Below are 24,353 nucleotides of genomic sequence, written 5' to 3' on the forward strand. Positions count from 1 at the left end.
CGACTAGTTGCTTCTGGCAGCAAACGCCTGATCTTTTTCCACAATGGTCAGCCCCGCGCGTGGTGTCTCGCCTCGTGCCAGTCGGGCAATCGCGTCCAGCACAAAATCCGGGTTGGCGTAATGGGGCATATGCCCCGTGCCGCGCAGACGAATGAGCTCTGAGCCATCAATCGCGGCATGCAGGGGCTCTGAGTGGATGGTGAACCCGACCGACCTGTCGCCGCCGCCATGGATGATGATGGTTGGCACTCTAATTTCAGGATAGCGCTTCGACTGTTCAATCAGCGCGGTCTTGAGGTTACTCACATCCACGCTGTTGTTGCGAAAATTACCGGGCCGAAACAGCAGATTGAGGCCGATCGTTTCCGCATAATTTTCAGGCGCTGTATCGGGATAAAAATTGCCGATGACACCTGGCCCGCTCAACTGCTGCCCGGCGGGAACCATCAGGGTCCGGAGGAAATATCCACCGACAACCGGCGTTTGAACAATGCCGTGATACCACGCAACGCCGCCCTGCCACGGAAAAGTCGCGCCCGCCAGCGGAATGACACCGAGCAAGTCATCCGGGTGGTTCAGCGCATATGCCATGGCCACTGCACCGCCCCATGAGTGGCCCAGCAGCACATGCTTGCCAACACCTAGCTTGGTCAGCGCCTCATTGATGAGCCGCGCCTGCACGGCAGGGTCATGCACGTCATCAATGTCAGGCCGTTCACTCCAGCCATGGCCGGGCCGGTCAAACGCAATCACCCGATGGTCTTTGGCAATCTCATCCATGATGGAAGTTGCAAAGTCGAGCAGATTGCCGCTTGCTCCATGCACCAGAACCACCGGCACGCCCTCACCGCGGTCAACGTAGTGCAGCTTTGCGCCGGCCACTTCCACAAAGTCGCCAAGCGGGGGATGCGCCGCCTCAACGCGTGCGCCAAACCACAGTGTGTAGGCATAAAGCGCCGCCGACAGCGCAACGAAGATGCCAAGTGCCCAACCCATGATGCGTCCCATGTTGTTTCCGTGTATTGCGGGTGAAATGTGTGTGCGTTAAATGCCGCGGCCTTCAACCTCAACCGACAGGCGCTCTATAGCCTCGGCTGCGTCTTCAAGCTGCGGATTGATTTCAAGCGCCGCGCGGTAGGCGCCAAGGGCTGGTTCCTTTCGGTCCAGATCATCAAACATGACGGCGAGCCCCATCAGCGCTGCCCAATGGCGCGGCTCGCGGGCCAGCACCTGCGTCACGTCGGCAATGGCCGCGTCATAATCATTGATGACGTAATAGAGTGTCGCGCGCTTGTTCCAGCTTTCCGCATAATCGGGATCAAGCTCAATGGCGGTGGAAAACATATCAAGCGCCACGGCATAGTCCTGCGCGTTGAGCGCCTCCAGCCCGCGCGCCATGATGAGGTCAACCGTATCACTGCCTGAGCGCGCCCATGCCCGCCAGATCATGTCTTCGATGGCGGCGGCCTGCGCCGCATCGTCGGCTTGCGCCAGTTCCTCAAACAGCCGATCCAGATCAGGGGTTGCATCGGACTGTTGGGCTGAGGCCCCGGACGCGCCAAGCGCGATGCCTGCCGCAACAAGCAGCAGGGTGAGAAGCCGGGCGGGCGATAAGGCGGCTGAAAAGGTCATGGACCTTTATATGGCCCCGACCATGCCGTTGGCGAGGACGCAGACCACATCAGGCATTCAAATCCGCGCGAGTGACGCCATCGAAATCCAAGATCAGGTCTGCGCCATAGGCGTTGGAGGGCGTCTGGAACCCGGCCTCAAAATCACCGTTTGCCGCCCGCAGCGCAATCGCCAGCCCGGAATGCGCGGTCAGCGTATAGCCTTCCGGCGTATCCAGCCGCGTGCGCACAACGTTGCCCGCGCCATCGGTGGCTTCCCCAATCAGGATGGCGTGGGAGGATGCGCGCTGCTCGTCTGTCGGCCCTTCCGGCAGCCGTTCAACCTGCTTTTTCAGGAATCGCTGAACCGGCCCCGTGCCCATGATCCAGCGTGCCGCCGAGCCAAGCCCGGCCATCCGCTCCATATCCTTGCTGGCCTCAAAATAGACCGTGATGTCGGGAATGCCGGTTGAGTGATAGGCGGTGGATACATCGCCCCAGCCAACGCCGATGGCTTTGCTCTCACCAGAACCAAAATCCATCGTCCGCCGCGGCGGCTTGGACAGCGCCACAATGGCGCCGCCGCGCCGCACACGGGTGCCGGTGGAAATGCTTTCCACCATGGTCTTGGCTGTGCCGTGCGACAGATTGCTCATCCCCGCAATGCCCATCTCAAGGCGTTGTGCTTCGGGCATCCGCCGCTTCATGTGCGCTGCCAGACAGTCGCTGGGCACAACATCAAAGCCTACGCCCGGCAGCACCATGATGCCCGCCTTGCGCGCCTCGGCGTCGCGGGCGGCACAGGCTTCAAACACATCAATTTCGCCGGTGATGTCCAGATAGTGGGTTTTGGTGCGCAGGCAGGCATCCAGCATCGGTTTGGACGTTGCCGAAAACGGCCCGGCGATGTGCAGCACGGCGTCCACATCCGCCAGCGCCTTGTCCAGTGCCTTGGGCCGGTCAAGCGACAGCGCCGCCCATTCCAGACCCAGCGGCTCGGCCACCGCCTGCAGCTTCGCGGCACTGCGCCCGGCGAGAATAGGCTTGAGACCTTTTTGCGCCGCCATGCGCGCGGTGAGCTTGCCGGTATATCCGGTTGCGCCATAGATCATGAATGTGCCGGACATATGCTTTGAGCCTTTTTCAGAATTATCAGACGGGTGATCGTGATGGCAGGAGCCTGCCAGAACAAGACCTATAGCAGTCCCAAGCCTACCAGGCGGGAGCGCAGGTGCGCAGCCGACAGAAACTGATGCCCCACCATGCCAGCGCGGGTGGCGGCATCAGCGTTCACCGCCAGATCATCAATGAACACAGCCTCGCCCGGGGCCAGCCCGAACTGTTGCATGGCGAGCGCATAAATAGCGTCATCCGGCTTGCGCAGTTGCACCTGACCCGACACCACAATGTCTTTGAAATGCGCCAGAAACCCGTAGTCGTCCGGATTTGGATGCGTTGGAGGCCATGTCTGCGCCGGCCAGTTGGTCAGCGCATACAAGGTTACACCGCGTGCGGCCAGATCGTTCAGCACAGCAACCGTCTCAGGAATGGGCCCGATCAGCGCCTGCTGCCAGTGCTGTGCCATGGCATCAAACGCGGCGGCATATTCCGGGTAGGCCTGCTTGTGAGGCGCAATTGTTTCAGCAAACGGCGCATTCGTGTCGTGGCACTCATGATGCACACGCCAGAACACCTGCGTCATGAACTCCTCCATGACGCCACGGGTGGCAAAATACTGCTGAAAAATCCGCCGGGGATCCCAGTCGATCAGAACGCCACCGAGATCAAAAACAACTTTTGTGGGAGCGCGCTGGCCGGACATGGGAATGTTCACCCGAGGGCGCCCGCGCGTCAGCCCTGGCGCGCCTTGAAGCGCGGGTTGACCTTGTTGATGACATAAAGGCGGCCCTTGCGGCGCACGATACGGCAGTTTTTGTCGCGCTTTGCCAGCGACTTGAGCGAATTACGGACTTTCATCGGTGCGGATCGCTTGTAACTAGGCGCCGACAAAATGCGGCAAACCGGGGAAAAACAAGAAAAAGCCGGGGACAGCCCCGGCCAATTGGTGGCGGAAAATAGCAGCACTTGCGCCCAAGTCAACCGCGAGCACCGCTTATGTGCCCCACCAATACAGTACCTAGTCAGCCGCCCGCCCTATCGGCTAAAGCTGCATACGAAAATGACGCCCAGTCACCAAATGAGTCTCCCGCCCCCATGACCTATGAAGAACGCCCCCGGCACGCCCACAAGGGCAAACAGGACGGCCCACCCGAAAACGCGCCGCTGGAAGAACCACTGGTGGAAATCAAAGACCCGCCGCTGTGGTTCACCCGCGCGCTGGCCGCCCCCCATGAGAGCCGTCACGTAATGGTGGGTGGCATCGCCATTCACTATCTGCTGTGGGGTGCCCCCAAGCCGGATGAAGCCCCCAAGCCCGGCATTGTGTTTGTGCATGGCAACGGCGCGCACGCCCAGTGGTTTGCGCACATCGCGCCCTACCTGACCGACAGGTTTCAGGTCGCCTCGATGGATTTGGGCGGCATGGGCGAAAGCGCCTGGCGGCCAGACCGCTACACCCGCGACAGCTATGCCGAAGAAATCATCTCGGTGGTGCGCGATGCCAACATGGCACCGGGGTACATTGTCGGTCATTCATTCGGCGGCTTTGTATCGCTGATTGCCGCTTCCACCTATGGCGACGAACTGGGCGGGTTCATTCAGGTGGATTTCGGCGTCCGCCCGCCCGGCGAACACGAAGAATGGTTCAAGGACAATCCGCCGCCACGCCCGACGCGCATCTACCCGGACTATGAAACAGCCTTGGGACGGTTTCGCCTCGCCCCGGACCAGCCGCTGGCCAACCGCTTTATTTTTGATTTCATTGCCAAAGAAAGCCTGCGCGAAGCCACGCCGGAGCCGGATCATCTGGGACGCACCGCTGACGGCACCGGCTGGACATGGAAGTTCGACCCGAAAATCTTTTACGGGCTTGTGCTGGGCGATGACCTGAATGAGCGCTTTGCCGACATGACCTGCCGCAAGGCGGCCGTGATGGGCGGCTTGTCGTGGAACGGTCAGGCGGAAGTCATGGACTACCACAAAAAAATCGGCGGCCCGACAACCCCCGTATTCGCCATTCCCGAAGCCCGCCACCATGTGATGCTCGACCAGCCCCACGCCTTCACCATGGCCATTCAGGGCCTGGTTACGGCCTGGGAAGCGGAGCGGCTCGGCTAACCTTTAGGCTTTCGGTTAGCCCTTCGGCACAATGTCGCCGTCATGGTCGTCCTCGTCCTCGTAGCCCGCCTTCACTGTTGAGACGAGCGGGTGGAGCATGATGAAGATGCCCATGACCACCATCAGACAGGCAGCAAGAATGAACGGTGCCTGCGGCATGATCTGATACAGCGGCAACGCGATGAACGGGTTCAGCACATGGCCGATAGCGGCGGTTGAGCCAATGAAGCCCGCGATAGATCCCTGCTCGTCCGGCTCTACGGTAAGCGATGCGGCTGCCGACAGGCCGGGACGCAACAGCCCGAAGCCCAGCCCCGACGCCACCAGTGCCATCACAAGCGTTGCGTAATTGCCGCCGGCAATCATCAGCCCGAACGCAATAATCATGATGACCGTGCCGCCCCGCAGCATGGTTTGTACCGAGAGGTTCATACGCTGGATCAGCACGAGTTGTGCAAACAGCGTGGACATGGCCATCGCCATCATGCCGATGCCTACAAGCTGGGCTGCATCCGCCACGCTGAGCTTGAGCGTGTCCTGAAAATAAAACGCTGACACCTGCACCACGATGGATTGCCCCATCGCCATCAACACGCCCACCGTCAAGAACGGCCACACACGCTTGTCCAGCATTTTGAGCCGGTGTTTCTTGTCCTGTCGCTCGCGGGGGCGGGTGCGCTCCGGCAGCAAAATCCAGATCGCCAGCGCGCTTAAAAACGCCAGCGTGCCGACCACAAAAAACGGTGCCAGCAGCCCGAACACAATCAGCGCCGCCGCAACGCCGGGGCCGATTACCGTGCCCATGCCAAACGCTGCACCAATGGTGGCAACGCCGGAGGCGCGTTCGGCGCGTGTCGTGCGGTCGGCCACATAGGCCTGACTGGCGGGCATGGTGCCGGAGCCGAAAGCGCCGAAGATCGCCCGCACGCCCACCAGCAGCGGAAACAGCAGCGACAGCCCGATCATCCCCTCCATGCCCATCCAGATAAACACAGCAAAGCCGATGGTAGAGGTGCCAAAGCCACACAGCCCGATGAGCATGATGGACTTGCGCCCCCACACATCACTGGTGCGTCCCCAAAAAGGGCTGGTGACCACCCACAACAGCGCAGACAAAGAGAAGATCGCGCCCACCTGCACTTCGGTCAGGCCCAGATCACGCGCCACCGGCGGCAGCACGGCAAAAAACAACGACTGCCCCATACCCAGACACAGCAGGCAGAAAAACAGAATGCCGAACGCGCGTTTGCGTTCTTCCGGCGTTGTCTGCGCAATGGCAGCGTCGTTCCTGACCTTGCGGGGAGGCGGGACAGGCGTCAGGGACGGGCCAAGCTGGCCAGTCGGGCGGTCGTCATCGGGAGACATTATACGTCACCAAGCCTTGCCGAACGGGGATGCCTACATAGCTCACCGGGTAACGACCGGTCCATGAAACAATAAATGGACCGGATACCTGATGGTGAAAAAGGATACTCCACCCATGCCCAAACCCGTGCTGATATTTGGTGCCACCGGCGGCGTCGGGTCGTCTCTGGCGGGAATGCTCGCTGCCCGCGACCAGCCGTTGTTCCTCTCAGGCCGCGATAGCGACGCCCTTGCCACACTCGCCAACACACACGGCGCGCAAAGCCTGGCAGGCGATGTCACCAATACGGATGACATTGCACGTATCGTTGATGCCGCCGCCACGGATGAGGGTCTGGCCGGCCTCGCCTTTTGTGTCGGCTCCATTGATCTGAAGCCGCTGCGCCGTGTCACCGTCGATGACCTTGCAAAAGCGTTTCATCTCAACGCCATTGCCGCGGCCATGGCCGTGCAGCACGCAGCGCCCGCACTGAAGCAGGCAAATGGCTCAGTGGTTCTGTTCTCAACCATTGCCGTTGAGCAGGGGTTTACAAATCACGCCATCGTCTCGGCGGCAAAGGGTGCCGTTGAAGGATTGGGCCGCGCGCTGGCGGCAGACCTGGCACCTGACGTCCGCGTCAACATTGTTGCCCCCAGCCTGATGACCACAAAAATGGCCTCAGCCATTACCTCGTCAGATGCCATGGCGCAGGGCATTGCCAAGCTTCACCCGATCCCGCGTCTGGGGGAGGCCGATGATGCGGCAGCACTCGCGGCTTTCCTGTTATCCGATCACGCCCCGTGGATCACCGGACAGGTGATGCGCGTGGATGGCGGGCGCAGTCATTTGCGCACCAAAGGCTAGCCCGGCGCCGTGACAACCCTTCGCCTCATCCTCGGTGACCAGCTCAGCCCCGGCATCTCGTCACTGGCCGACGCCAACAAGGATACCGACGTCATTCTCATGGCCGAAGTGGTGGACGAGTGCACCTATGTGAAGCATCACAAAAAGAAAATCGCGCTGGTGCTTTCGGCCATGCGGCACTTCGCTAACGATCTGCGCAGCGACGGTTTTGACGTGGCCTATGTGCAGCTTGATGATGCCGACAATACCGGCTCCCTTAAAGGCGAGACGAAACGCGCCATCCAGCATCACACCGCAGACACCGTGGTGGTGACACAGCCGGGGGAATACCGGTTAGCGCAGGACATCAAAACCTGGGCTGATGATCTGAACGTCAAGGTAGAACAACGCGAGGATGACAGGTTTCTGGCCTCGCTCGACACGTTCAATACATGGGCGCAAGGCCGCAAGGAATTGCGGATGGAATATTTCTACCGCGAGATGCGCCGCAGCACCGGCCTGCTGATGACGGATGAGGGCAAACCCGAAGGCGGCCAATGGAACTTCGACAAGGACAATCGCAGCTCCATTGATCCGGGTCTTGATTTTCCCGGTCCCTCGCAGTTTACGCCCGACGACATTACGCAGGGTGTCCTTGCTCTTGTTGAAGAGCAATTTGGCGATCACTTCGGCACGCTTGAACCGTTCACCTTTGCCGTCACGCGCGAGCAGGCGGAACATGCCTTCGGGCGTTTCATCATCCACGCCTTGCCGCAGTTCGGCACCTATCAGGATGCCATGACCGACCGTGATCCATTCCTGTTTCACAGCGTCATCTCGGCCTATCTGAACCTTGGACTGCTCGACGCTTATGCTGTATGCGCCGCCGCGCAAAACGCGTATCACGCAGGCGACGCCCCGTTGAACGCGGTGGAAGGGTTCATCCGCCAGATCATCGGCTGGCGCGAATATGTGCGCGGCCTCTACTGGCACCAGATGCCGCGCTACAAAACCCGCAACCAGTTGCAGGCGCAGCGTCCGTTGCCGGATTTTTACTGGACCGGCGACACCAAAATGACCTGCATGGCCCACGCCATCGGCCAGACCCGCGACCACGCCTATGCCCATCACATTCAGCGCCTCATGGTCACCGGCAATTTTGCGCTGCTGGCAGGGCTTGCCCCTGACGATGTCAATGACTGGTACATGCGTGTGTATGCCGATGCCTACGAATGGGTGGAACTTCCCAACACCCACGGCATGGCGCTGTGGGCAGATGGCGGCATTGTCGGCTCCAAGCCCTATGCGGCCAGTGGCAAATACATCAACCGCATGTCTGACCATTGCAAAGACTGCGCTTATGATGTGAATGAGCAGACCGGCGATACCGCCTGCCCGTTCAACGCGCTGTACTGGGATTTTCTTGACCGCCACAAAACCCAGTTCGCCAAAAACTCCCGCATGGGCCTGATGCTCAAATCACTGGACCGCATGGCCGACGACAAACGCAGGGCAACCCGCACGCGCGCCAAAAACCTGCTGGACAACCTCGATGCTCTTTAGTGCGTCGTGTTCTTGTTAGTGCGGCAGCGTTGCGAGCAGTACTTAACCTCATCCCACACCCGCGCCCACTTTTTGCGCCAACTAAACGGCCGCCCGCAGGTCGCGCAAGTTTTGGTGGGAAGTTCGCTCTTTTTCATATTGCTCGATCTGGCGCAGACTTCGTCGCGGACAAGACGCCGTAGGATTTCAACGCTACACTGCACCTGAAAAATATTCAGGAGCAAACACTATGGACCTCGCGCTTACCAAAGAGCATGACGCTTTTCGTGACGACGTACGGCAATTCCTCAAAGACAATCTGGATGAAGACCTGAAGCGCGCCGGGCGGCTGGGCACTAGTGTCTATGCTGATTACGACGTGACCATGCGGTGGCACAAAATTCTCCACGCCAAAGGTTGGCTTGTGCCGTCGTGGCCCAAAGAATATGGCGGTACCGGCTGGGACTTGATGCGGCTTTATATTTTTGCCAGCGAATTTTCCAAGGCGGGCGCGCCATCGCTGTCTCCCATGGGTGTCGGCATGATCGGCCCGGCGCTCATTGGCCACGGGACGCAGGCGCAGAAGGATTTTTATCTGCCGCGCATTTTGTCCGGCGATGATTTTTGGTGTCAGGGATATTCCGAACCCGGATCAGGTTCGGACCTCGCTTCACTTCAAATGAAGGCCGAGGACAAGGGCGATCACTTTGTGTGCTCCGGCTCCAAAATCTGGACCACTCACGCCAACTACGCCAACCGCATTTTCTGTCTTGTGCGCACCGATGGCTCCACCAAGCCCCAGGAAGGCATCACATTTGTGCTGATCGACATGGACCAGCCCGGCGTCAGCGTTGATCCGCTCATCATGCTCACCGGCGAGCACATCCAGAATCAGGTGTTTTTCGATAACGTGAAAGTGCCCAAGGAAAATGTGGTGGGCGAGGTGCACAAAGGCTGGACCGTCGCCAAATACCTGCTTCAGTTCGAGCGCGGCAATGCCTACGCGCCGGGGCTGTATGCCCGGCTGCAAAAAATCCGTGCCGGGGCGATGGAAGAAAACGAAGGCACCGGACGGCGTCTGATTGATGACGCCGATTTCGCCACCAAACTGGCCGATGCCGAAGTTGAAATCTCGACCCTCGAGTTCACAGAACATCGCATCTTGTCAGCGCTGGCTGCCGGAGACCCTCCCGGCGCTGAATCATCCATGCTCAAGACGCGCGGCACTGAAGTGAGCCAGCGGCTGACCGAACTGGCGATTGAAGCAGCCGGTGCCTACGGCCAGGTGTTTCAGCCGCAATATACAGCACCCGGCGGACCGGTGCCGTCAGCGCCTGCGCGTGAAGGCAATCTGCCGCCGGTTGGCCCTGAGCGCTGGGTAACTGCCGTGCCCAAATATCTCAACGACCGGGCAGGCTCCATTTATGCCGGGTCAAACGAGATCCAGCGCAACATCATGGCAAAGGCTGTGCTGGGGCTGTAGGGTCGCGGCAAGGCGCGGCCTGCACCGTACTGAGACAACCGCGCTGAGACACTTGCGAGAGCATCTGCATGATCGACGGAATTGTTGAGTGGCTGAATACCTATGAATCGGCCCTGTCCGCCGTGGCAGCGCTCATTGTTATCGGCACTGTTGCCGCAACGCTGGGGCGCCACTGGCTGAAGCAGAATCGTAGCCCGCAAAACAATCCGCAAACCGGTGCGCAATCGTCTGGCAGACCCACCTCCGGCGCATCACCTAGCAGCGCGACTGCAGGCACAAATCCGCGGCCTGTTACCGACAAGCCCTCGATTGCCGTTCTGCCGTTTGAAAACACATCAAACGATCCCTCTAACGAGGCCGCCGCAGATGGGCTGACGACGGAAATCATCGCCGGGCTTTCCGCCAACCGGCAGCTATTCGTGATCGCCCGCAACTCGTGCTTCTCCTACAAGGGCCGCAGCGTGGACGTGCGCGATGTCGCACGCGAACTCGGCGTGCGGTATGTGCTGGAAGGAACCGTGCGTCCCCGCGACGGTCGGGTGCGGGTCAGCGCTCAACTCATTGATGCCACCACCGGCGCCACCACATGGTCGCAGCGCTTTGACGTGGCCATCGACGACATCTTTGATCTCGATGACGTTGTGACCTCAGAAATTGTTGCCACTCTGGTGCCTGAGCTGCGCCGTGCTGAAGCAGCCCGTGCCCGCGATAACCCTGTTGGCCTCGACACATGGGCGCGCGTCAACTCAGCCTGGCTTGATCTGCAGAACGACCTGTCCAACCAAAACGTTGCTGCGGATGTCATTGCCCGGCTTGAGAACGTTATTAAAGAAGCTCCCGATTTTGCCTTGGCTCACGCGGTGCTGGCTCACGCTTATTCGCTGTCATTTCCGCTGGGCAGCGAAGAAGAAGCGCGCACGCACGAAACCCACCGAAAGTCGCTTGATCACAGCAAACGCGCCATTGACCTTGACCCCAACGATGCGGCAATCCGCCATTTGGTCGGCGCGGCACTGTCCAACTACCGCCTCAGTGAAGATGCACAGCGCGCCTATGAAAAAGCACTTGATCTGAACCCGGAATATGCACCGGCACTGGGCAGTCTCGGCGTCTCGTTGATGTATTCAGGTCGAACGCAGGAAGCCATTTCGCTGATTGAACGCGCCCTGCGCCTGTCGCCGCGCGAACCGCAGGCCTATCACTGGCAATCTCACCTTGCCCTCGCCAACGTCATTCTGGGTTCACCTGCGCGCGCGCTGGAGTTTGCCAAAACAGCGCTTGAGCGGCGCGGCACGATGATGGGCCGTATTGCACTGCTGATTGCCCACGCACTGCTGGGAAACACCGCTGAGGCGGACGAGGCTGCTAAAGCCCTGCGCGCGTCATTGCCAACACACGTGACGCGCACCAGCTTCGATGATCTGGTTGACCAACTGGTCAAGGATGAGGACCGGCGTACGGAACTCAAACGGGCGATGGATCATTTCTTTGACGCCCCGGAAGATACCGACATGCCCCAAAACACACCCTCCTAGCCCAGGGCTGCATCCACCATTCGTTCCACGAATGCACCGCCCAGCCAGGAGCCAACGGGGATTGCCAGATAGAGCGTAAATTGTGCAATGGCCGGCATATCAATCGGCGTTTCGCGGGCGGTCTCAAGACGCTGCTCATAGGCCAGCAGCGCACCGAGCTTCATCAGCCCTGTATCGTCATCAGCGTTATCAGGTTTGGCGGGGTCAAGCACGTCTCTGTGCTGACGCGCAATCGCTGCCCGCACATCCGCCAGCGCAGCACTCTTTGCGCGCCGCAGAATACGCCGCCCCGCCCGTGCCGGGGCAACCGCCGCCAGCCCGCCAAGCAGTGCGATGCCGCCGATCATTACCCAGATGGCATAAGGCGGGATATTGGCGTTGATGACAAAAAACCCGCCCAGTGCAGCACCGATCATCCACACAAAGGAGGTATGCAGCCCGGCACTGGCAAGCGGACGCAGAGCATCCGCGTCAAGCGGGCCGACGACAATCCGCCGCTCGACATCCGCCAGCACCTGCCGCACGTCCGACACCATGAGGTAAGATGCCTTGGCCAGGCTGGAGATCAGCACCGGAACAACAATCAGAAACCAACCAGCCGCCACATAGGCTGCAGGCGGCAGATTTGTTTCCCACAAATCATCGAGCCCTGTAAGCAGCGTCAATGCACCGGGCACCGTGAGCAGGGGAAACAGCAGCCCAAGACCCCAGCCAATGGCGATAACGACCGTGCGGCGACGGGCATTGCCCTGGGTTTGAGTATCGTAAAGCTGGCGCAGACCCGCACGGTCAAGCGAGGGGATAACCGGTTCAAGCAGCACGATATTTTCCTGGTGCCGGATGTGCCCGAACGGCAGCGCGAACACCGTGAACCCTGCAAGCATTGACGTGATGATCGCCGCATAGCTGTAAGGGTCCAGCGGAATGTTTGAGTCGCGCAATTCAAGTTCGATAGGCAACAGCCCAAGCCCATAGCCGGGCACAAAATAGGTTGCGGCCACCACCAGCGTAACGATTACGGCAGCACCCCAGGGCGGCACTCCCAAAAAGCGGACAAGCCGACCTTCCCAGAAATAATCAAGGCTTCTGGGCAACGCTGTTCGTGCCATAAGCTGCTTCCCCCAATTATTCAGCCCAACGAGCTTGCACCGCAGCGCCGGGCAACCAACACTGCCGCGCATCAAGCCACTTTTACTTTGTTAGCAGCGAGCCTCTCATATGCATGTCGATGACGCCATCCGCACCCGCCGTTCGATCCGCGCCTTCAAGCCGGACCCGGTCCCGCGTGAAGTGCTTGATGACCTCATGGAGATCGCCCGCCGTGCGCCGAGCGGCACCAACATTCAGCCGTGGCATGTGCATGTGGTGATGGGTGAGATGCGCAACAAGCTTGTGGATGCCGTGTTGCAGCACCGCGAAAAGCATAACGCAGCAGGCGGCGCGCCGGATGCATTTTCAGAGTTTCCCCGCGCCACCAAGCGCAAGGAACCCTATACCAGCCGTATGCGAACACTGGGCAAGGCAATGTATGGCCTGCTTGAAATACCCAAGGGCGACAAGCAAGCAAACTGGGCGCAATGGGGCCGTAACTACTCGTTTTTTGATGCGCCGGTCGGTCTGATATTCACCATCGACAAGGATCTTGAATATTCAAGCTGGGTGGATATCGGCATCATGGTGCAAACCATCATGCTCGCGGCGCGCGCCCGCGGTCTTGATACCTGCGCACAGGGCGCGTGGAATAACTTCTGGACAGTGACCAAGCCGCTGCTGAACATTCCTGACACGCAGTACATAGTCTGTGGCATGTCGCTGGGCTATGCAGATGATACGCAACCGGTGAATGCGCTTATCTCCGAGCGTGAGACAGTGTCAGATTTTGTGACATTTCACGGCGGGTAACAAAAGACTGTGACTAGAAACCGGATCGCTGAACGCTGTTGGCCCGAAAACGGAAACTGCGGTCTGTCACCGCTCCGCCGAAGCTCTGGCCAAACGACCGATCACGCGCCTGACGCAGGCCGATAGCGCCATCGGCGTCAGCAGGACCAGTGCCACCGATCACCACAACAAAACCACCCTGCCCGCAGCAGTGCGTGCCCTGCGTGTTGCCGACACCCCCCGTCAGCGCGCTCAAGGCCATGGTGCCGTTTAATGACCCGGCGTCCCCCGCATGTGCGTGCGCCACGCTCATGGCCGCCAAAATCAACACAACACCGACAGACTGAAGACCGCGTCGCATCGTCTTGCTCCAAAATCGCCGAACGAACCAGCCTTCATCATAACACCCCGGCAATTCGCGTCCCGCTTTGGCACAGATCGTGGTTAAGAAATGATGCTTCCGGCTTATCAAGGCGAGGGTGGCGCTCTATTGGGCAACAGACGCAGAAAGAGGCATCGCAACCCAATTTTTACACTTCATGCGTTAGCTTTGGACAATATACGCGCCTGGGTAGGCATCCCAAAGGAACACGTTCATGATCTGCCGAACAGCCTATTTGAGCTCTGCCACGCGCGGGGTCAGCGAAGCTGATGTTGCGCAGATTCTCCGCGTGTCGAGGCGTAATAATCTCGCGTTCGGGCTGACCGGGATGCTGATGTATCACGATGGAAACTTTTTTCAGGTGCTTGAAGGCCCCGCCGACAATGTCGAAACATGCTACGCGCGGCTGGCCAATGACCCAAGACATCACAGCCTCATTCGCCTTATCACCCGCGAAGAAGAAGGCCGTGCCTTCGGCAACTGGTGCATGGGCCACGCCGCACCGGAGAAGCTGAACAACGGCCACCGCAGTCTCGTCGTGTCGTTGCGCGACCTTGCCCGCAACAGCGGTGATACCCAGAACGGCAGCACAGACAATGCCACCAATCGCGAGATAGCCATTCTCACGCGCAACTTCCTGGCAGGGTTCAAAGAGTTCAGCTTCGCGTGAACCTGATGAGCCGCCTGGGAAGCGCTGCACCGTGCGACCCTCGCATTCCTTAATTGAGCAGAAGAATAAAGGCCGCTGTCTAGCGTTCGGAGAACGCTGTGTCCAGCGAGCGGAACACCGGCTTGAGCAGATACCGGACGATGGACTTGGAGCCGGTCACAATCTCTGCATTCACGACCATGCCCGGCAACACCAGATGCTTGGCCAGTTCAGTGCCAACATAGTTTTTATCCAGCGAGATCGTCGCATGATAAAAGTGTTCGCCGCGTTCGTTTTCAAACGTTGATGCAGATATTTTCTGCACGCTGCCTTCCAGCACGCCAAAACGGGCCGGATCATACGTTGTGATGCGCACATGCGCCCGCGCGCCCAGGTGCACGTGGCCAATGTCCTTGGGGTCCACCTCAACCTGCGCCACCAACTCATCATCCAGCGGCACGATCTCAAGGACCGGATCACCAGGGCGTACAACATCGCCAACAGAGCTGACAGTCAGCCCTTTGACCAGACCGCGCACCGGCGCACGCACGGCAAGGCGGCGCACACGGTCTTCAGCTTTGGCAATCTGGTTGCGCACTTCTTCAAGTTCACCCAGAGCGCGGCCGCGGTCCCGTGTTGCCTCGTCCACAAGGCGCGCATTGGTTTCCGCGAGACTGCGTTCAGCTTCCAGCCTGGCCTGCGTCACTTCCGCCACGCGACCTTGCGTCGTAATCAGTTCGCCGCGCGTCTGCTCGACAGCGCGCTGGCTTTCAAGAAAGGCAATGCGCGACACCAGGCCTTTTTCAAGCAGGCCGCGGCGCATCTCCAGTTGTTCGGTCAGAATATCAACCTGGGTTTGCAGGTTTGCGACGCGCCGCTCAAGGGACGACAATTCCGCATCGCGCTGAGCAATGCGCGCAAGGGCAACAGAGCGTTGCTCATCACGCGATGCTGTCTGCTGGCGCCACGCATCCATCTGCTCATCTGCCAGATGACGAAATGCTGCATCTATCTCAAATTGCGGGTCGGTCTCGTTGACAAATGCCTGTTGGCGCTGGGCTGTTAGCGCCAATGATGCCGCGCGCGCGCGCGCCTGATCAAGATCAGCGCCGGCGAGGGCGGGCTGAAACTGCACCAGCGCTTCACCAGCTTCGACCAACTCACCGTTGCTGACCAGAATATCGCCGACGATGCCGCCTTCAAGATGTTTGACCGTCAGCACGGAGCCCGCAGGCTCAACCTGCCCTGCGGCAACCGCAAGCTCGCGCACGGTCGTGAGCGATGCCCAGACAACGGCGAGGCCGACAAACACGCTCACCACCATCATGATGAGACTGGCGACGCGTGGTGCCTTGCCTTCTTCCAATGCCAGCGGCAACGCCAAAAGTTTTTCGTCCGGCGTGCCCAACATGCGGCGTTTGAACTTGTGCAGACCCAGTTTCACGTTAGCCCCCAAACAATTCCGCGAGCACCTCATCAGGCGGCCCGTCAAGCGACACCCGGCCCTGATCGATGACAACCACGCGGTCTGCCATCTTCATATGGGACGGGCGTTGAGTAACCATTAAGACTGTTGATTTTCCCTTGAGCTGCGCCAGCTTGGCGCGCAGCAAATCATCCCCTTCGTCGTCCAGATTATTGGCTGGCTCGTCCATCAAATAGATCGGCGCGTTCTTGACGTAGGCGCGTGCCAGCGCAAATCGCTGCTTCATGCCGTCAGCCATGCGGCGCTGGAAGTGATCGGTCATCCGCGTCTCAAGCCCTTCAGGCAATGACGCCACAAAATCTGACAGGCCGGCTTCGGCCAATGCGGTATTGATGGCATCAACGCTCGCTGTGGGGTGCGCCAGCCGCATGTTCTGCGCCAGCGTGCCGTGAAACAGCGACGTGCGTTGCGCCACATAGCCGATTGACTGGCGCAGGTCGCCCTTGTCGAGCTGACGCAGGTCGTTGCCGTCAATACTCACAGCCCCTGCCTGCGGCATGTACAACGCCGAACATATTTTGAGGATGGTCGATTTGCCGGACCCACTTGACCCGGTGATGGCGATCATCTCGCCGGGCCTGGCCACGAAATCGACCCCCACCAGCGCTGGCTCCGCGCGCGGGGTGTAGCGAAAGCTCACCCGGCTAAAGGCAATGTGGCCCTTGAAGGTGCGGTAAAATGATGTGAGCTGCCCCGGCGTGCGCTCTACCTGAAGCTTCATCAACTGATTGACCTGCGCAAGCGACTGCTTGACCTGCTCAATACGGTTGAGCCCCAGGAACGCTGCCTGAATAGGTGCCAGCAAGCGCCACACCAGCGCCATGGTGGCAATCAGCGCGCCGATGGTCATCATGCCTTCCATCACCATCAGCGTACCAACGGCCAGGGTGGCAACGCCCGCTGCCATCATCATGGATTGGCTGATGGTCTGAACGACCACACCCAGATGCGACACTGAATGATGGGCAGCCGCACTGTCTGCTGACATCTCGCGAAACCGTGTGCGCCAGTGCAGCCCGTTGCCGGACTGTCGCACAACGCGCTGATTCTCAATGGCCTCAATCAAAAACGCCTGCCGCTGCGTGCGCGCTTCACCAAGCCGAGCGACACGCGCCTTGCTGATGGGCCATGTCACCAGACCCAGAATGGTGAAGCCGATGATGAGCGCCACCGGCACGAACCCGATGACACCGCCGATCAAAAAGATCGTCGCCAGAAAGAAAATCAGAAACGGCAGATCAAGCGCTGCAGCCGCCAATGGCCCGGTAAACACTTCACGCACCGTCTCAAACTGCTTGAGACGCGCAATCTGTGACCCGATGGGTGCCCGCTCGGTCATGCTCACCGGCATATGCAGCAGCTTTTGAAAGGCGGCAGCGCCGATCAGCATATCAAGCCGCGCGCCCACATAGGCCAGCATTTGGCCGCGCACCAGCCGCAATGCGCCGTCCGCCATCACGGCAAGCAGCACACCACCCAGAAAATACGCCAACGTTTCCGCTGACCGCGTGGCCACCACCTTGTCGTACACGCCCATGATGAACAGCGGCACGATGACGGCAAACATATTGATGACAAAAGTCAGCGCCAGCGCCTGCCAGATCACGCCCTTGAACTTGCCAATGACGCTGCCAAGCCAGTTGCCCTGCGAGGCGCGTTCCTGCTCGCGCAGTGTCTCATCTGATTTGCGGATGTAATAGGCAGTGCCGATTGTCTGACCGGCTTTGACCTTGACCACATCGCCGACAACACCATCAAGCACCGTCAGCGTGTCACCGTCGCGCTCCAGCACGAGACCCGCCGTCTTGCCGTCCTGTGCAAACAGGCACGGAAGCAGATCAGGGCGCAAATCAGCCAGCACAGTGCGCTCAGGCACTGTCACGTAATGCAGATTTGCCAAAACCATGCGCAGGTCTGACAGATCAAGCGAGTCTGCGAAATGCGGCAATGCCTCCGCCAGATGCCGCGCCTCGCCGCGCCAGCCCAGGGCATTGAGCAGCGGCACAAGGCACGCGCCGGTGGCAGATGTCGGCTGGAAACCTGAAAGGCCGCCGCCATGCAGATAATCTTCAAGCCGTGCTGATGTTGCTGTCTGCGCACTCATGCAGCACCTCCCGCCAGCACGGCCTCAGCCGCCGGTGCCGTTTCTTCATGCTGCTGCGTATCCGGAACAACAGGTGTCTCAGGTTTGGCAGGCGCAAACGAATGATTGAGCCGTGCCCGTCCCTTGTGAATGGTAATGACCCTGTCCGCCTGCCGGATGAGCGACGGGCGGTGGCTGACGGCGATGATGGTAATTTTGCCTTTGAGCTCTTCAATCGCTGCCATGAGCTGCGTGTCGGCCTTGCGGTCAAGGCCCGCATTGGCTTCATCAAACAGCAGCACTTTCGCGTCGCGCGCCAGCGAGCGGGCAATGATGATCCGCTGCATCATGCCGCCGGGCAATTCATCAGAAATGCCCTGGCTGACTTGCGTGTCATAACCCTGCGGCAAACGGTGAATGTCGTCTTCAAGGCCTATCATCCGCGCCGCTTCACGCGCACGGTCAATTGCATCGCCACCGTGGAACATGGTCAGGTTCTCAAGGATCGTACCTTTGAAAAGAGTCGCCGTCGGCGGCACATAGGCGATGTCGAGCGCCAGATCATCACGCGACTCACCCGCCGCATCATGGCCATCAATCATCACCCGGCCGGCCTGTGGCTGAAGCTCACCCATGATGAGTTTCAGCAGCGTTGACTTGCCGTCGCCTTCCGGCCCCGTAAGCGCCAGCATTTCGCCGGGCTTCACAATCAGGCTGAACTTGTCCAGCAGCGGTTTGTCGTCCGGCGTGTAGCTGAAGGTGACATCACGGAACGATATTCCCCCCTGAAGGTCTTCAAGGCGCTGCGGTTCGCGCACCGGCGCCAGATCCATATCCTGAAGGTCGGCCACCTGCGCACGCGCCACATCAAGGCTTTGCATCTGTGTCCACACGCTCATGCCGCGCAGCAGCGGTTGCAGCGCACGGCCGCCCAGCAACGTGCAGGCGGCAAGCCCACCAACAGACATGCTGCCGCCGATGACCAGCAGCGCACCAACGGACACGATAAGGATCATTGTCATATTGGAAATGATGCCGCCAATGGTCTGAACCGCATTTCCCAGCACAATGGATTTATACGCCGAGGCGGCACCCGTGGCCTGCAGCCGCTCGTAGCGACGCTGCATCTGCGGTTCCATCGCCATGCTCTTGATGGTCTGAATGCCCGCAAGTGCTTCAATAATGAAACTGTAGCGCCGGTCATCAAGTTGGGCGCGCTGGGCCAGCCGTTCTTTCAGGGCATTGCCGGCAACCAGCGAGACAACTGCCAGAACGCCGATCATCGCCAGCGGCACCAGCACCACCAGCCCGCCGATCACAAAGATCAGCCCAAGGAAAATAAACAGGAATGGCAGATCCACCAGCAAAAGCCGCGACTGCCCACCATAAAACTCACGTAGCGTATCAATGGCCTGCAATCGGTCCAGATGCACCCCTGGCGGCGTGCGCTCAATGTCTGACGGACTTGCATACAAGAACCGCCCGACAAACTCTGTTGATGTGCGGTGTTCGAATTGTGCTGCAGCCCACCCCACTACATGGGCACGGGCGATCTTCAGCGTGGCGTCCAGCACCAGCACAACTGCCAAACCCATAAGCAGCAACGAAAACGTGCCCAAGGCTTCGTTGGGCAGAATGCGGTCATAGACCTGCAAGATGACCATCGGCAGGCCAAGCGCGAGAAAATTGATTGCGAGAGAAGCAGTCCACACAGCGCGGCTGAGCTGCGGCGGCGACACGCCATTGGCGGACGTAACATCCGCCTGCGATTGCCAGCCCAACTTGCTGGCCAGCGCGCGCCCACCGGCGGTCAAGTTCTTTGCAGTCGCCACAAGCATTTCAGGGAAAAATCCAGGTTCCACCAACTCTCAAGCCTGAATTGGTAAACCCGAAGATTTGCGACTTAGTTAATTACAATTTTAGTGATCGCGGATTTTTGCGGAAAAACGCAGGGAAAAGGTTGAAAGAACGGAGTTAATACACGCATTGCGCGAACATCTGGGTGCAGCCTCTTTACCAAGTCCTTAAAGCAAGACTTAAGGGGTCTTAGTTCAAACTCGTTTCAACACTGCGGGACAGTTGTGCCCGCGCCTACCGCCACCCCAGAACCATCAGGGCGGCTGAGAGTTGGAACAGGAGTTCGAGTATGGCCGACGGTCAGGAGCCCCAGGGCACACCCACACCAAGCGATGCCAACAAGGCTGCAGCAGGTGCCGGTAAGGACGGTGCAGCGAGCGAAGCGTTCAGGCTCGACAGCGGCAATGCTCCCGGGCGCGACGACGCAGCGGAGCGCGCGCGCGATTACGGCAGTCTTGATATTTTGCAGGGCGAAAGCGACCCCGCGAACCCCAACCTGCATACAGGCACACGCCAGCCGGTTGATCCGGGCACCTATCAGCAGAACCTCGGCGCGCCTGCTGATAGTGGCGCTGTTGACGGCACCACGCCTGGCGCGGGCCTGTCAGGCATTGCTGCCTCAAGCAACGGCGCGGAACAGAGCTTTGTACCGTCAGCCTCCGATGCGCCCGCTTCTGTGAACGCCACACCCGGCGCATCCGCTTCGCTGAATGACACAACGCTTGATGCCACCCTCGACACCGGCATCTCTACCCTGCAGGCCCTGACAGACCGTATCGCCCGCCTTGCTGCCGGCGACGATGACACAACAAACACGCCCGCACCCGCTACAGCGCAGTACGCTACAGCGCAGCGCACGGGCACTAATCCGTCGCTTACACCGGAACCAACCGAAGAAACAATCAACCGTCCGCCAACGGACATTCTGCTTGATAATGCAGGTGTGGTGGAAAATGCAGCACCCGGCACTGTGGTGGCGGTGCTCAGCGCCATAGATCCTGACTCAGGAGAAGTCTTCACCTACGAAATTGCGGGCGGCTCCGACCTCTTCGAGATTGTCGGCAATGCCGTGCTGGTGAAGGAAGGTGCTGACCTTGACCACGAAACACTTGCTTCCGTTGATCTGCAGCTTGTTGTGCGTGACAGCGCGGGAAACACCTATTTTGAAACGGTGACGCTCGAAATCCGTGACGTCAACGAAGTGGCCACGGACATTACGCTTGACGGGTCAACCATTGCGGAAAACGCAAGTGGCGCCACCGTCGGCACGCTGAGCACAACCGACCAGGACAACGGCGACACCCATACCTATGCGGTATCGGACGACCGTTTCGAGGTCGTGGATGGTCAGCTGAAACTCAAGGACGGCGTGGCGCTGGACCACGAAGCCGAAGACACCGTTTCAATCGACGTGACCACAACGGATGCGGGTGGCCTGGATTACACCGAGACATTCACCGTCACCGTCGCAGACATCAACGAAGCGCCGATTGACATCGAGCTGACCGGCGACACTGTCGTCAGCACACAGAATGCCGCCGTCACCAACGAAAACATCTCCACGGGCAATGGCGGCGGCGCAGGCACGTCTGTTGTTACCCTCCCGTCAGACACCGGCGCAGCGATCACCGTTGACTTTGCCCGCATCGACAATTCGTTTGAGCTCGTGGTCAATGGCCAGTCGCTGACAGGCAACACCATCCAGTTGCAGTCAAATGTCTATGACCCCGGCACGCAGAGTTTCCTGCAGTTTGCCGATGGCACCCCCATCTCGCGCCCATGGGTACCGACAGAAGATGGCGGCCCGCGTATTCAGGCGGTTATCAGTGAAAACGGCGTCGAGTTTTTTGCAACACGCAGCCCGTCTTCGAGCGTGCTGGAGCCACTGGAACTGGTCAACGGCAGCATAACCGCACCGGATCTGATTGAAGGTGCCAACACTGTCACGATCATCAACCCGGACGATCATGGTCCTGATGGCATTGAGGCGGTCCTCTCGGCCAGCTTTCAGGACTCTGCTCTTGGCGTTGATGAAAATGAAGCCGGTGCCGTTGTCGGCACATTGCAGACAACCGACCCCGATGAAGGCGACACCCACACCTATGCGGTGTCAGATGATCGCTTCGAGGTTGTGGATGGTCAGTTGAAACTGAAAGATGGCGTGGCGCTGGACCATGAAGCCGAACCGTCACTTGCCATTGACGTGACCACAACAGATGCCGGCGGGCTGTCGCGCACCGAAACGTTCAACATAGCGGTTGGCGACATCAATGAAGTTGTCACCGACATTGCGCTGGACAACACAACCATCGCCGAGAACGCACCCGGCGCTGTCGTTGGTACACTGAGCGTTGTTGACCCGGATGAGGGTGACACCCACACCTACGCCGTATCCGACGATCGTTTCGAGGTCGTGGATGGCCAGTTGAAACTGAAGGACGGAGTGGCGCTGGATCACGAAGCCGAAGAGGCAATTTCCGTTGATGTGACAGCAACTGACGCGGGCGGCCTCGCACGCACAGAGACCTTTGATATTGCAGTCAGCGACGTCAACGAGGCGCCTAACGACATCACCCTGACGCCCGCGCCGCATTTTGGAGATACGGCAGAATTGACAGTTCGTCTTGGTGGTGAAGCCTTTAGAGGTGACCCGAACTACCAGATTCTTGTCGATGGCCAGGTTGTTGGCGAGGGCACCGTAAGCTGGGCACGCGACACCGAGACGGATGGCACATACACAACGCTGGGCGGCAACGGCGACGTGGATAATGATCAGGTGGTCTGGCAGAACGTCTCGATCAACGTTCCTGTTCCCGAAGGCGGGCTTGGTCTTGTCGAAGTCCGTTTCCCCAATGATGCCTATCGCGCAGGTGTTGGCGACCGCAACCTGATTGTTGATTACATTGAGGTTGATGGTCATCGCATTGAAGCAGAAAGCAGTGACGTCAACTATCAGGGCGCAGGCGGGTCTTATGACTCCAGCCTTGGCGCGGAGCGTATGCCGTGGGGCGGCACGCTGCAGTTTGATACAACAAGCATATTTGAGGGTGCGACATTCGGTGGCGACCCGGTTGCGGTTGACCAGCCGATGGTCATGGAAAATGCACCCGGCGCTGTCGTCGGCACACTGACAACCACGGACCCTGACGCAGGTGACACCCACACATATGCGGTATCCGACGATCGCTTCGAGGTCGTTGATGGCCAACTGAAACTCAAAGACGGCGTGGCGCTGGACCATGAAACAGCCGACTCTATCTCCATTGAGGTAACCGCAACTGACGCAGGCGGTCTGGCCCGCACCGAAACCTTCGACATCGCAGTGCGTGACGTCAACGAGGCGCCTAACGACATCGGCATGGTTGTGAATACTGAAAACCTGCTGGTCAACGGCAGCTTTGAGGAAGGCACCCTGGCCACTGGCCGCTGGACAATGGGCGACGCCGAAACAGTCACCCCCGGCTGGCAGTCCGACGGCAATGTTGAGCTTTGGGACAACCTGTTCGGACGCGCGGCTGCTGAAGGCGATCAGTATATCGAGCTTGATTCAGACCGCGGCGTTAACTCGATTTTCCAGGATATTTCGACGAACCCCGGCCAGGTCTATGAGCTGGACATGAGCGTCATGAGCCGCACAGGACGCAGCGAAACGGTTGAGGTTTTCTGGAACGGCGAGAAAGTAGGCAGCTTTTCGACAGATCAGACAAGCTGGCAGGATGCAGGCCTCAAGGTTGTGGGCACCGGCGACACGGATCGTCTGGAGTTCCGTGAGCCTGCGGGCGACAACGACAGCTATGGCGGATTGATCGACGATGTGTCGCTGCGCGCTGTGCCATTCGAGATTGGTGAAAACGCGGCCGGCGCTGTGATTGCCACGCTGTCAGTCGTGGACCCTGATGCAGGCGATAGCCACACCTATGCAGTGTCTGATGACAGGTTTGAAGTGGTGAGCGGCCAACTCAAACTCAAGGACGGCATCAGTCTCAATCACGAGGACGCTGCCACCGTCAGCATTGATGTATCCGTGACGGATCAGGGCGGCCTGAGCCACACGGAAAACCTGACGCTGAGTGTGCTCGACGTCAACGAAGGCCCAACCGACATCGTGCTCGACGGTACACCTGTTGTGGAAAACGATGCCGGAGCCGTTGTCGGCACCATCAGCGTCGTTGATCCGGACGCGGGCGACACACACACATACACCGTGTCAGACGACCGCTTCGAGGTTGTGGACGGCCAGCTCAAACTCAAGGACGGCGTGGCGCTGGATCACGAAACGGCGGACTCGATCTCCGTTGACGTAACCGCAACCGATGCGGGCGGCCTTGCACGTACCGAGAGCTTCGACATCGCGGTTGGCGATGCAAACGAAGTGGCCACCGACATTGGCCTTGATGGCACGACCGTGGCCGAGAACGAT

General features: G+C 59.5%; 20 protein-coding genes. 8 read left to right on the top strand and 12 right to left on the bottom strand.

Annotation, left to right across the window (positions count from 1 at the left end; all coding sequences use genetic code 11):
• Positions 1-3 precede the first annotated feature (3 nt).
• The 5 genes from RIB87_RS15100 to ykgO form a co-directional block, all read right to left on the bottom strand.
• Entirely contained in the window at positions 4-996 is a 993-nt protein-coding gene (locus RIB87_RS15100) for an alpha/beta fold hydrolase (RefSeq protein ID WP_350148168.1), read from the bottom strand.
• 48 nt (positions 997-1,044) lie between these two features.
• Positions 1,045-1,632, bottom strand: a complete 588-nt coding sequence (locus tag RIB87_RS15105) for a tetratricopeptide repeat protein (RefSeq protein ID WP_350148170.1) — start codon at positions 1,630-1,632, stop codon at positions 1,045-1,047.
• 49 nt (positions 1,633-1,681) lie between these two features.
• The gene (locus tag RIB87_RS15110; RefSeq protein ID WP_350148172.1) at positions 1,682-2,737 is read right to left on the bottom strand and encodes a saccharopine dehydrogenase family protein; all 1,056 of its coding nucleotides are present in this window, start codon (positions 2,735-2,737) and stop codon (positions 1,682-1,684) included.
• 68 nt (positions 2,738-2,805) lie between these two features.
• Positions 2,806-3,432: an HAD family hydrolase gene (locus RIB87_RS15115; protein ID WP_350148174.1), complete on the bottom strand. Its 627-nt coding sequence runs from the start codon at positions 3,430-3,432 to the stop codon at positions 2,806-2,808.
• A gap of 29 nt (positions 3,433-3,461) precedes the next feature.
• A complete protein-coding gene (gene ykgO, locus RIB87_RS15120; RefSeq protein ID WP_027842262.1) occupies positions 3,462-3,587 on the bottom strand; it encodes a type B 50S ribosomal protein L36 in 126 nt (41 codons plus the stop codon).
• 237 nt (positions 3,588-3,824) lie between these two features.
• Between ykgO and RIB87_RS15125 the strand changes: the two genes are divergently transcribed.
• Positions 3,825-4,847 carry an alpha/beta fold hydrolase gene (locus RIB87_RS15125; protein ID WP_350148177.1) on the top strand — a complete coding sequence of 341 codons (1,023 nt, stop codon included), beginning with the start codon at positions 3,825-3,827 and terminating at the stop codon, positions 4,845-4,847.
• A gap of 15 nt (positions 4,848-4,862) precedes the next feature.
• Here RIB87_RS15125 and RIB87_RS15130 read toward each other — a convergent pair whose 3' ends face one another.
• Positions 4,863-6,212 carry an MFS transporter gene (locus RIB87_RS15130; protein ID WP_350148179.1) on the bottom strand — a complete coding sequence of 450 codons (1,350 nt, stop codon included), beginning with the start codon at positions 6,210-6,212 and terminating at the stop codon, positions 4,863-4,865.
• Between the two features lie 115 nt (positions 6,213-6,327).
• Between RIB87_RS15130 and RIB87_RS15135 the strand changes: the two genes are divergently transcribed.
• Entirely contained in the window at positions 6,328-7,056 is a 729-nt protein-coding gene (locus RIB87_RS15135; RefSeq protein WP_350148181.1) for an SDR family NAD(P)-dependent oxidoreductase, read from the top strand.
• A 9-nt stretch (positions 7,057-7,065) separates the two neighbouring features.
• A complete protein-coding gene (locus RIB87_RS15140) occupies positions 7,066-8,598 on the top strand; it encodes a cryptochrome/photolyase family protein (protein WP_350148183.1) in 1,533 nt (510 codons plus the stop codon).
• Here RIB87_RS15140 and RIB87_RS15145 read toward each other — a convergent pair.
• Positions 8,595-8,735, bottom strand: a complete 141-nt coding sequence (locus RIB87_RS15145) for a DUF2256 domain-containing protein (protein ID WP_350148185.1) — start codon at positions 8,733-8,735, stop codon at positions 8,595-8,597. The two genes, RIB87_RS15140 and RIB87_RS15145, sit on opposite strands and share 4 nt — an antisense overlap.
• A 92-nt stretch (positions 8,736-8,827) precedes the next feature.
• Here RIB87_RS15145 and RIB87_RS15150 point away from each other — a divergent pair, with 92 nt between their 5' ends.
• Together RIB87_RS15150 and RIB87_RS15155 are read left to right on the top strand one after the other, a co-directional pair.
• A complete protein-coding gene (locus RIB87_RS15150; protein WP_350148187.1) occupies positions 8,828-10,060 on the top strand; it encodes an acyl-CoA dehydrogenase family protein in 1,233 nt (410 codons plus the stop codon).
• A 68-nt stretch (positions 10,061-10,128) separates the two neighbouring features.
• Positions 10,129-11,595 carry a tetratricopeptide repeat protein gene (locus RIB87_RS15155; protein ID WP_350148189.1) on the top strand — a complete coding sequence of 489 codons (1,467 nt, stop codon included), beginning with the start codon at positions 10,129-10,131 and terminating at the stop codon, positions 11,593-11,595.
• On the opposite strand, the gene RIB87_RS15160 is transcribed toward RIB87_RS15155, so the two are convergent.
• A complete protein-coding gene (locus RIB87_RS15160; RefSeq protein WP_350148192.1) occupies positions 11,592-12,704 on the bottom strand; it encodes a hypothetical protein in 1,113 nt (370 codons plus the stop codon). The two genes, RIB87_RS15155 and RIB87_RS15160, sit on opposite strands and share 4 nt — an antisense overlap.
• Before the next feature lie 109 nt (positions 12,705-12,813).
• Here RIB87_RS15160 and RIB87_RS15165 point away from each other — a divergent pair, with 109 nt between their 5' ends.
• Positions 12,814-13,497: a nitroreductase gene (locus tag RIB87_RS15165; RefSeq protein ID WP_350148194.1), complete on the top strand. Its 684-nt coding sequence runs from the start codon at positions 12,814-12,816 to the stop codon at positions 13,495-13,497.
• Between the two features lie 13 nt (positions 13,498-13,510).
• Here the strand turns inward: RIB87_RS15165 and RIB87_RS15170 are convergent, their stop codons facing one another.
• Positions 13,511-13,837, bottom strand: a complete 327-nt coding sequence (locus tag RIB87_RS15170; RefSeq protein WP_350148196.1) for a hypothetical protein — start codon at positions 13,835-13,837, stop codon at positions 13,511-13,513.
• A gap of 235 nt (positions 13,838-14,072) precedes the next feature.
• Between RIB87_RS15170 and RIB87_RS15175 the strand changes: the two genes are divergently transcribed.
• Positions 14,073-14,528, top strand: a complete 456-nt coding sequence (locus RIB87_RS15175) for a BLUF domain-containing protein (protein ID WP_350148198.1) — start codon at positions 14,073-14,075, stop codon at positions 14,526-14,528.
• 79 nt (positions 14,529-14,607) lie between these two features.
• On the opposite strand, the gene RIB87_RS15180 is transcribed toward RIB87_RS15175, so the two are convergent.
• The 3 genes from RIB87_RS15180 to RIB87_RS15190 are packed head-to-tail and all read right to left on the bottom strand — an operon-like array spanning position 14,608 to position 19,938.
• Positions 14,608-15,951 (bottom strand): HlyD family type I secretion periplasmic adaptor subunit, encoded by a 1,344-nt coding sequence (locus RIB87_RS15180; protein ID WP_350148200.1) that lies wholly within the window; start codon positions 15,949-15,951, stop codon positions 14,608-14,610.
• 1 nt (position 15,952) lies between these two features.
• Entirely contained in the window at positions 15,953-18,097 is a 2,145-nt protein-coding gene (locus RIB87_RS15185; RefSeq protein ID WP_350148202.1) for a peptidase domain-containing ABC transporter, read from the bottom strand.
• Positions 18,094-19,938, bottom strand: coding sequence for a peptidase domain-containing ABC transporter (locus tag RIB87_RS15190; protein ID WP_350148204.1), 1,845 nt, complete (start codon positions 19,936-19,938; stop codon positions 18,094-18,096). The genes RIB87_RS15185 and RIB87_RS15190 overlap by 4 nt, the downstream gene beginning before the upstream one ends.
• A 284-nt stretch (positions 19,939-20,222) precedes the next feature.
• On the opposite strand from RIB87_RS15190, the gene RIB87_RS15195 reads away from it, so the two are divergent.
• On the top strand, positions 20,223-24,353 hold a 4,131-nt coding region (locus tag RIB87_RS15195; RefSeq protein ID WP_350148206.1), incomplete at its 3' end, for a carbohydrate-binding domain-containing protein.

The sequence above is a fragment of the Pyruvatibacter sp. genome (assembly GCF_040219635.1).
GTDB lineage: Bacteria > Pseudomonadota > Alphaproteobacteria > CGMCC-115125 > CGMCC-115125 > Pyruvatibacter.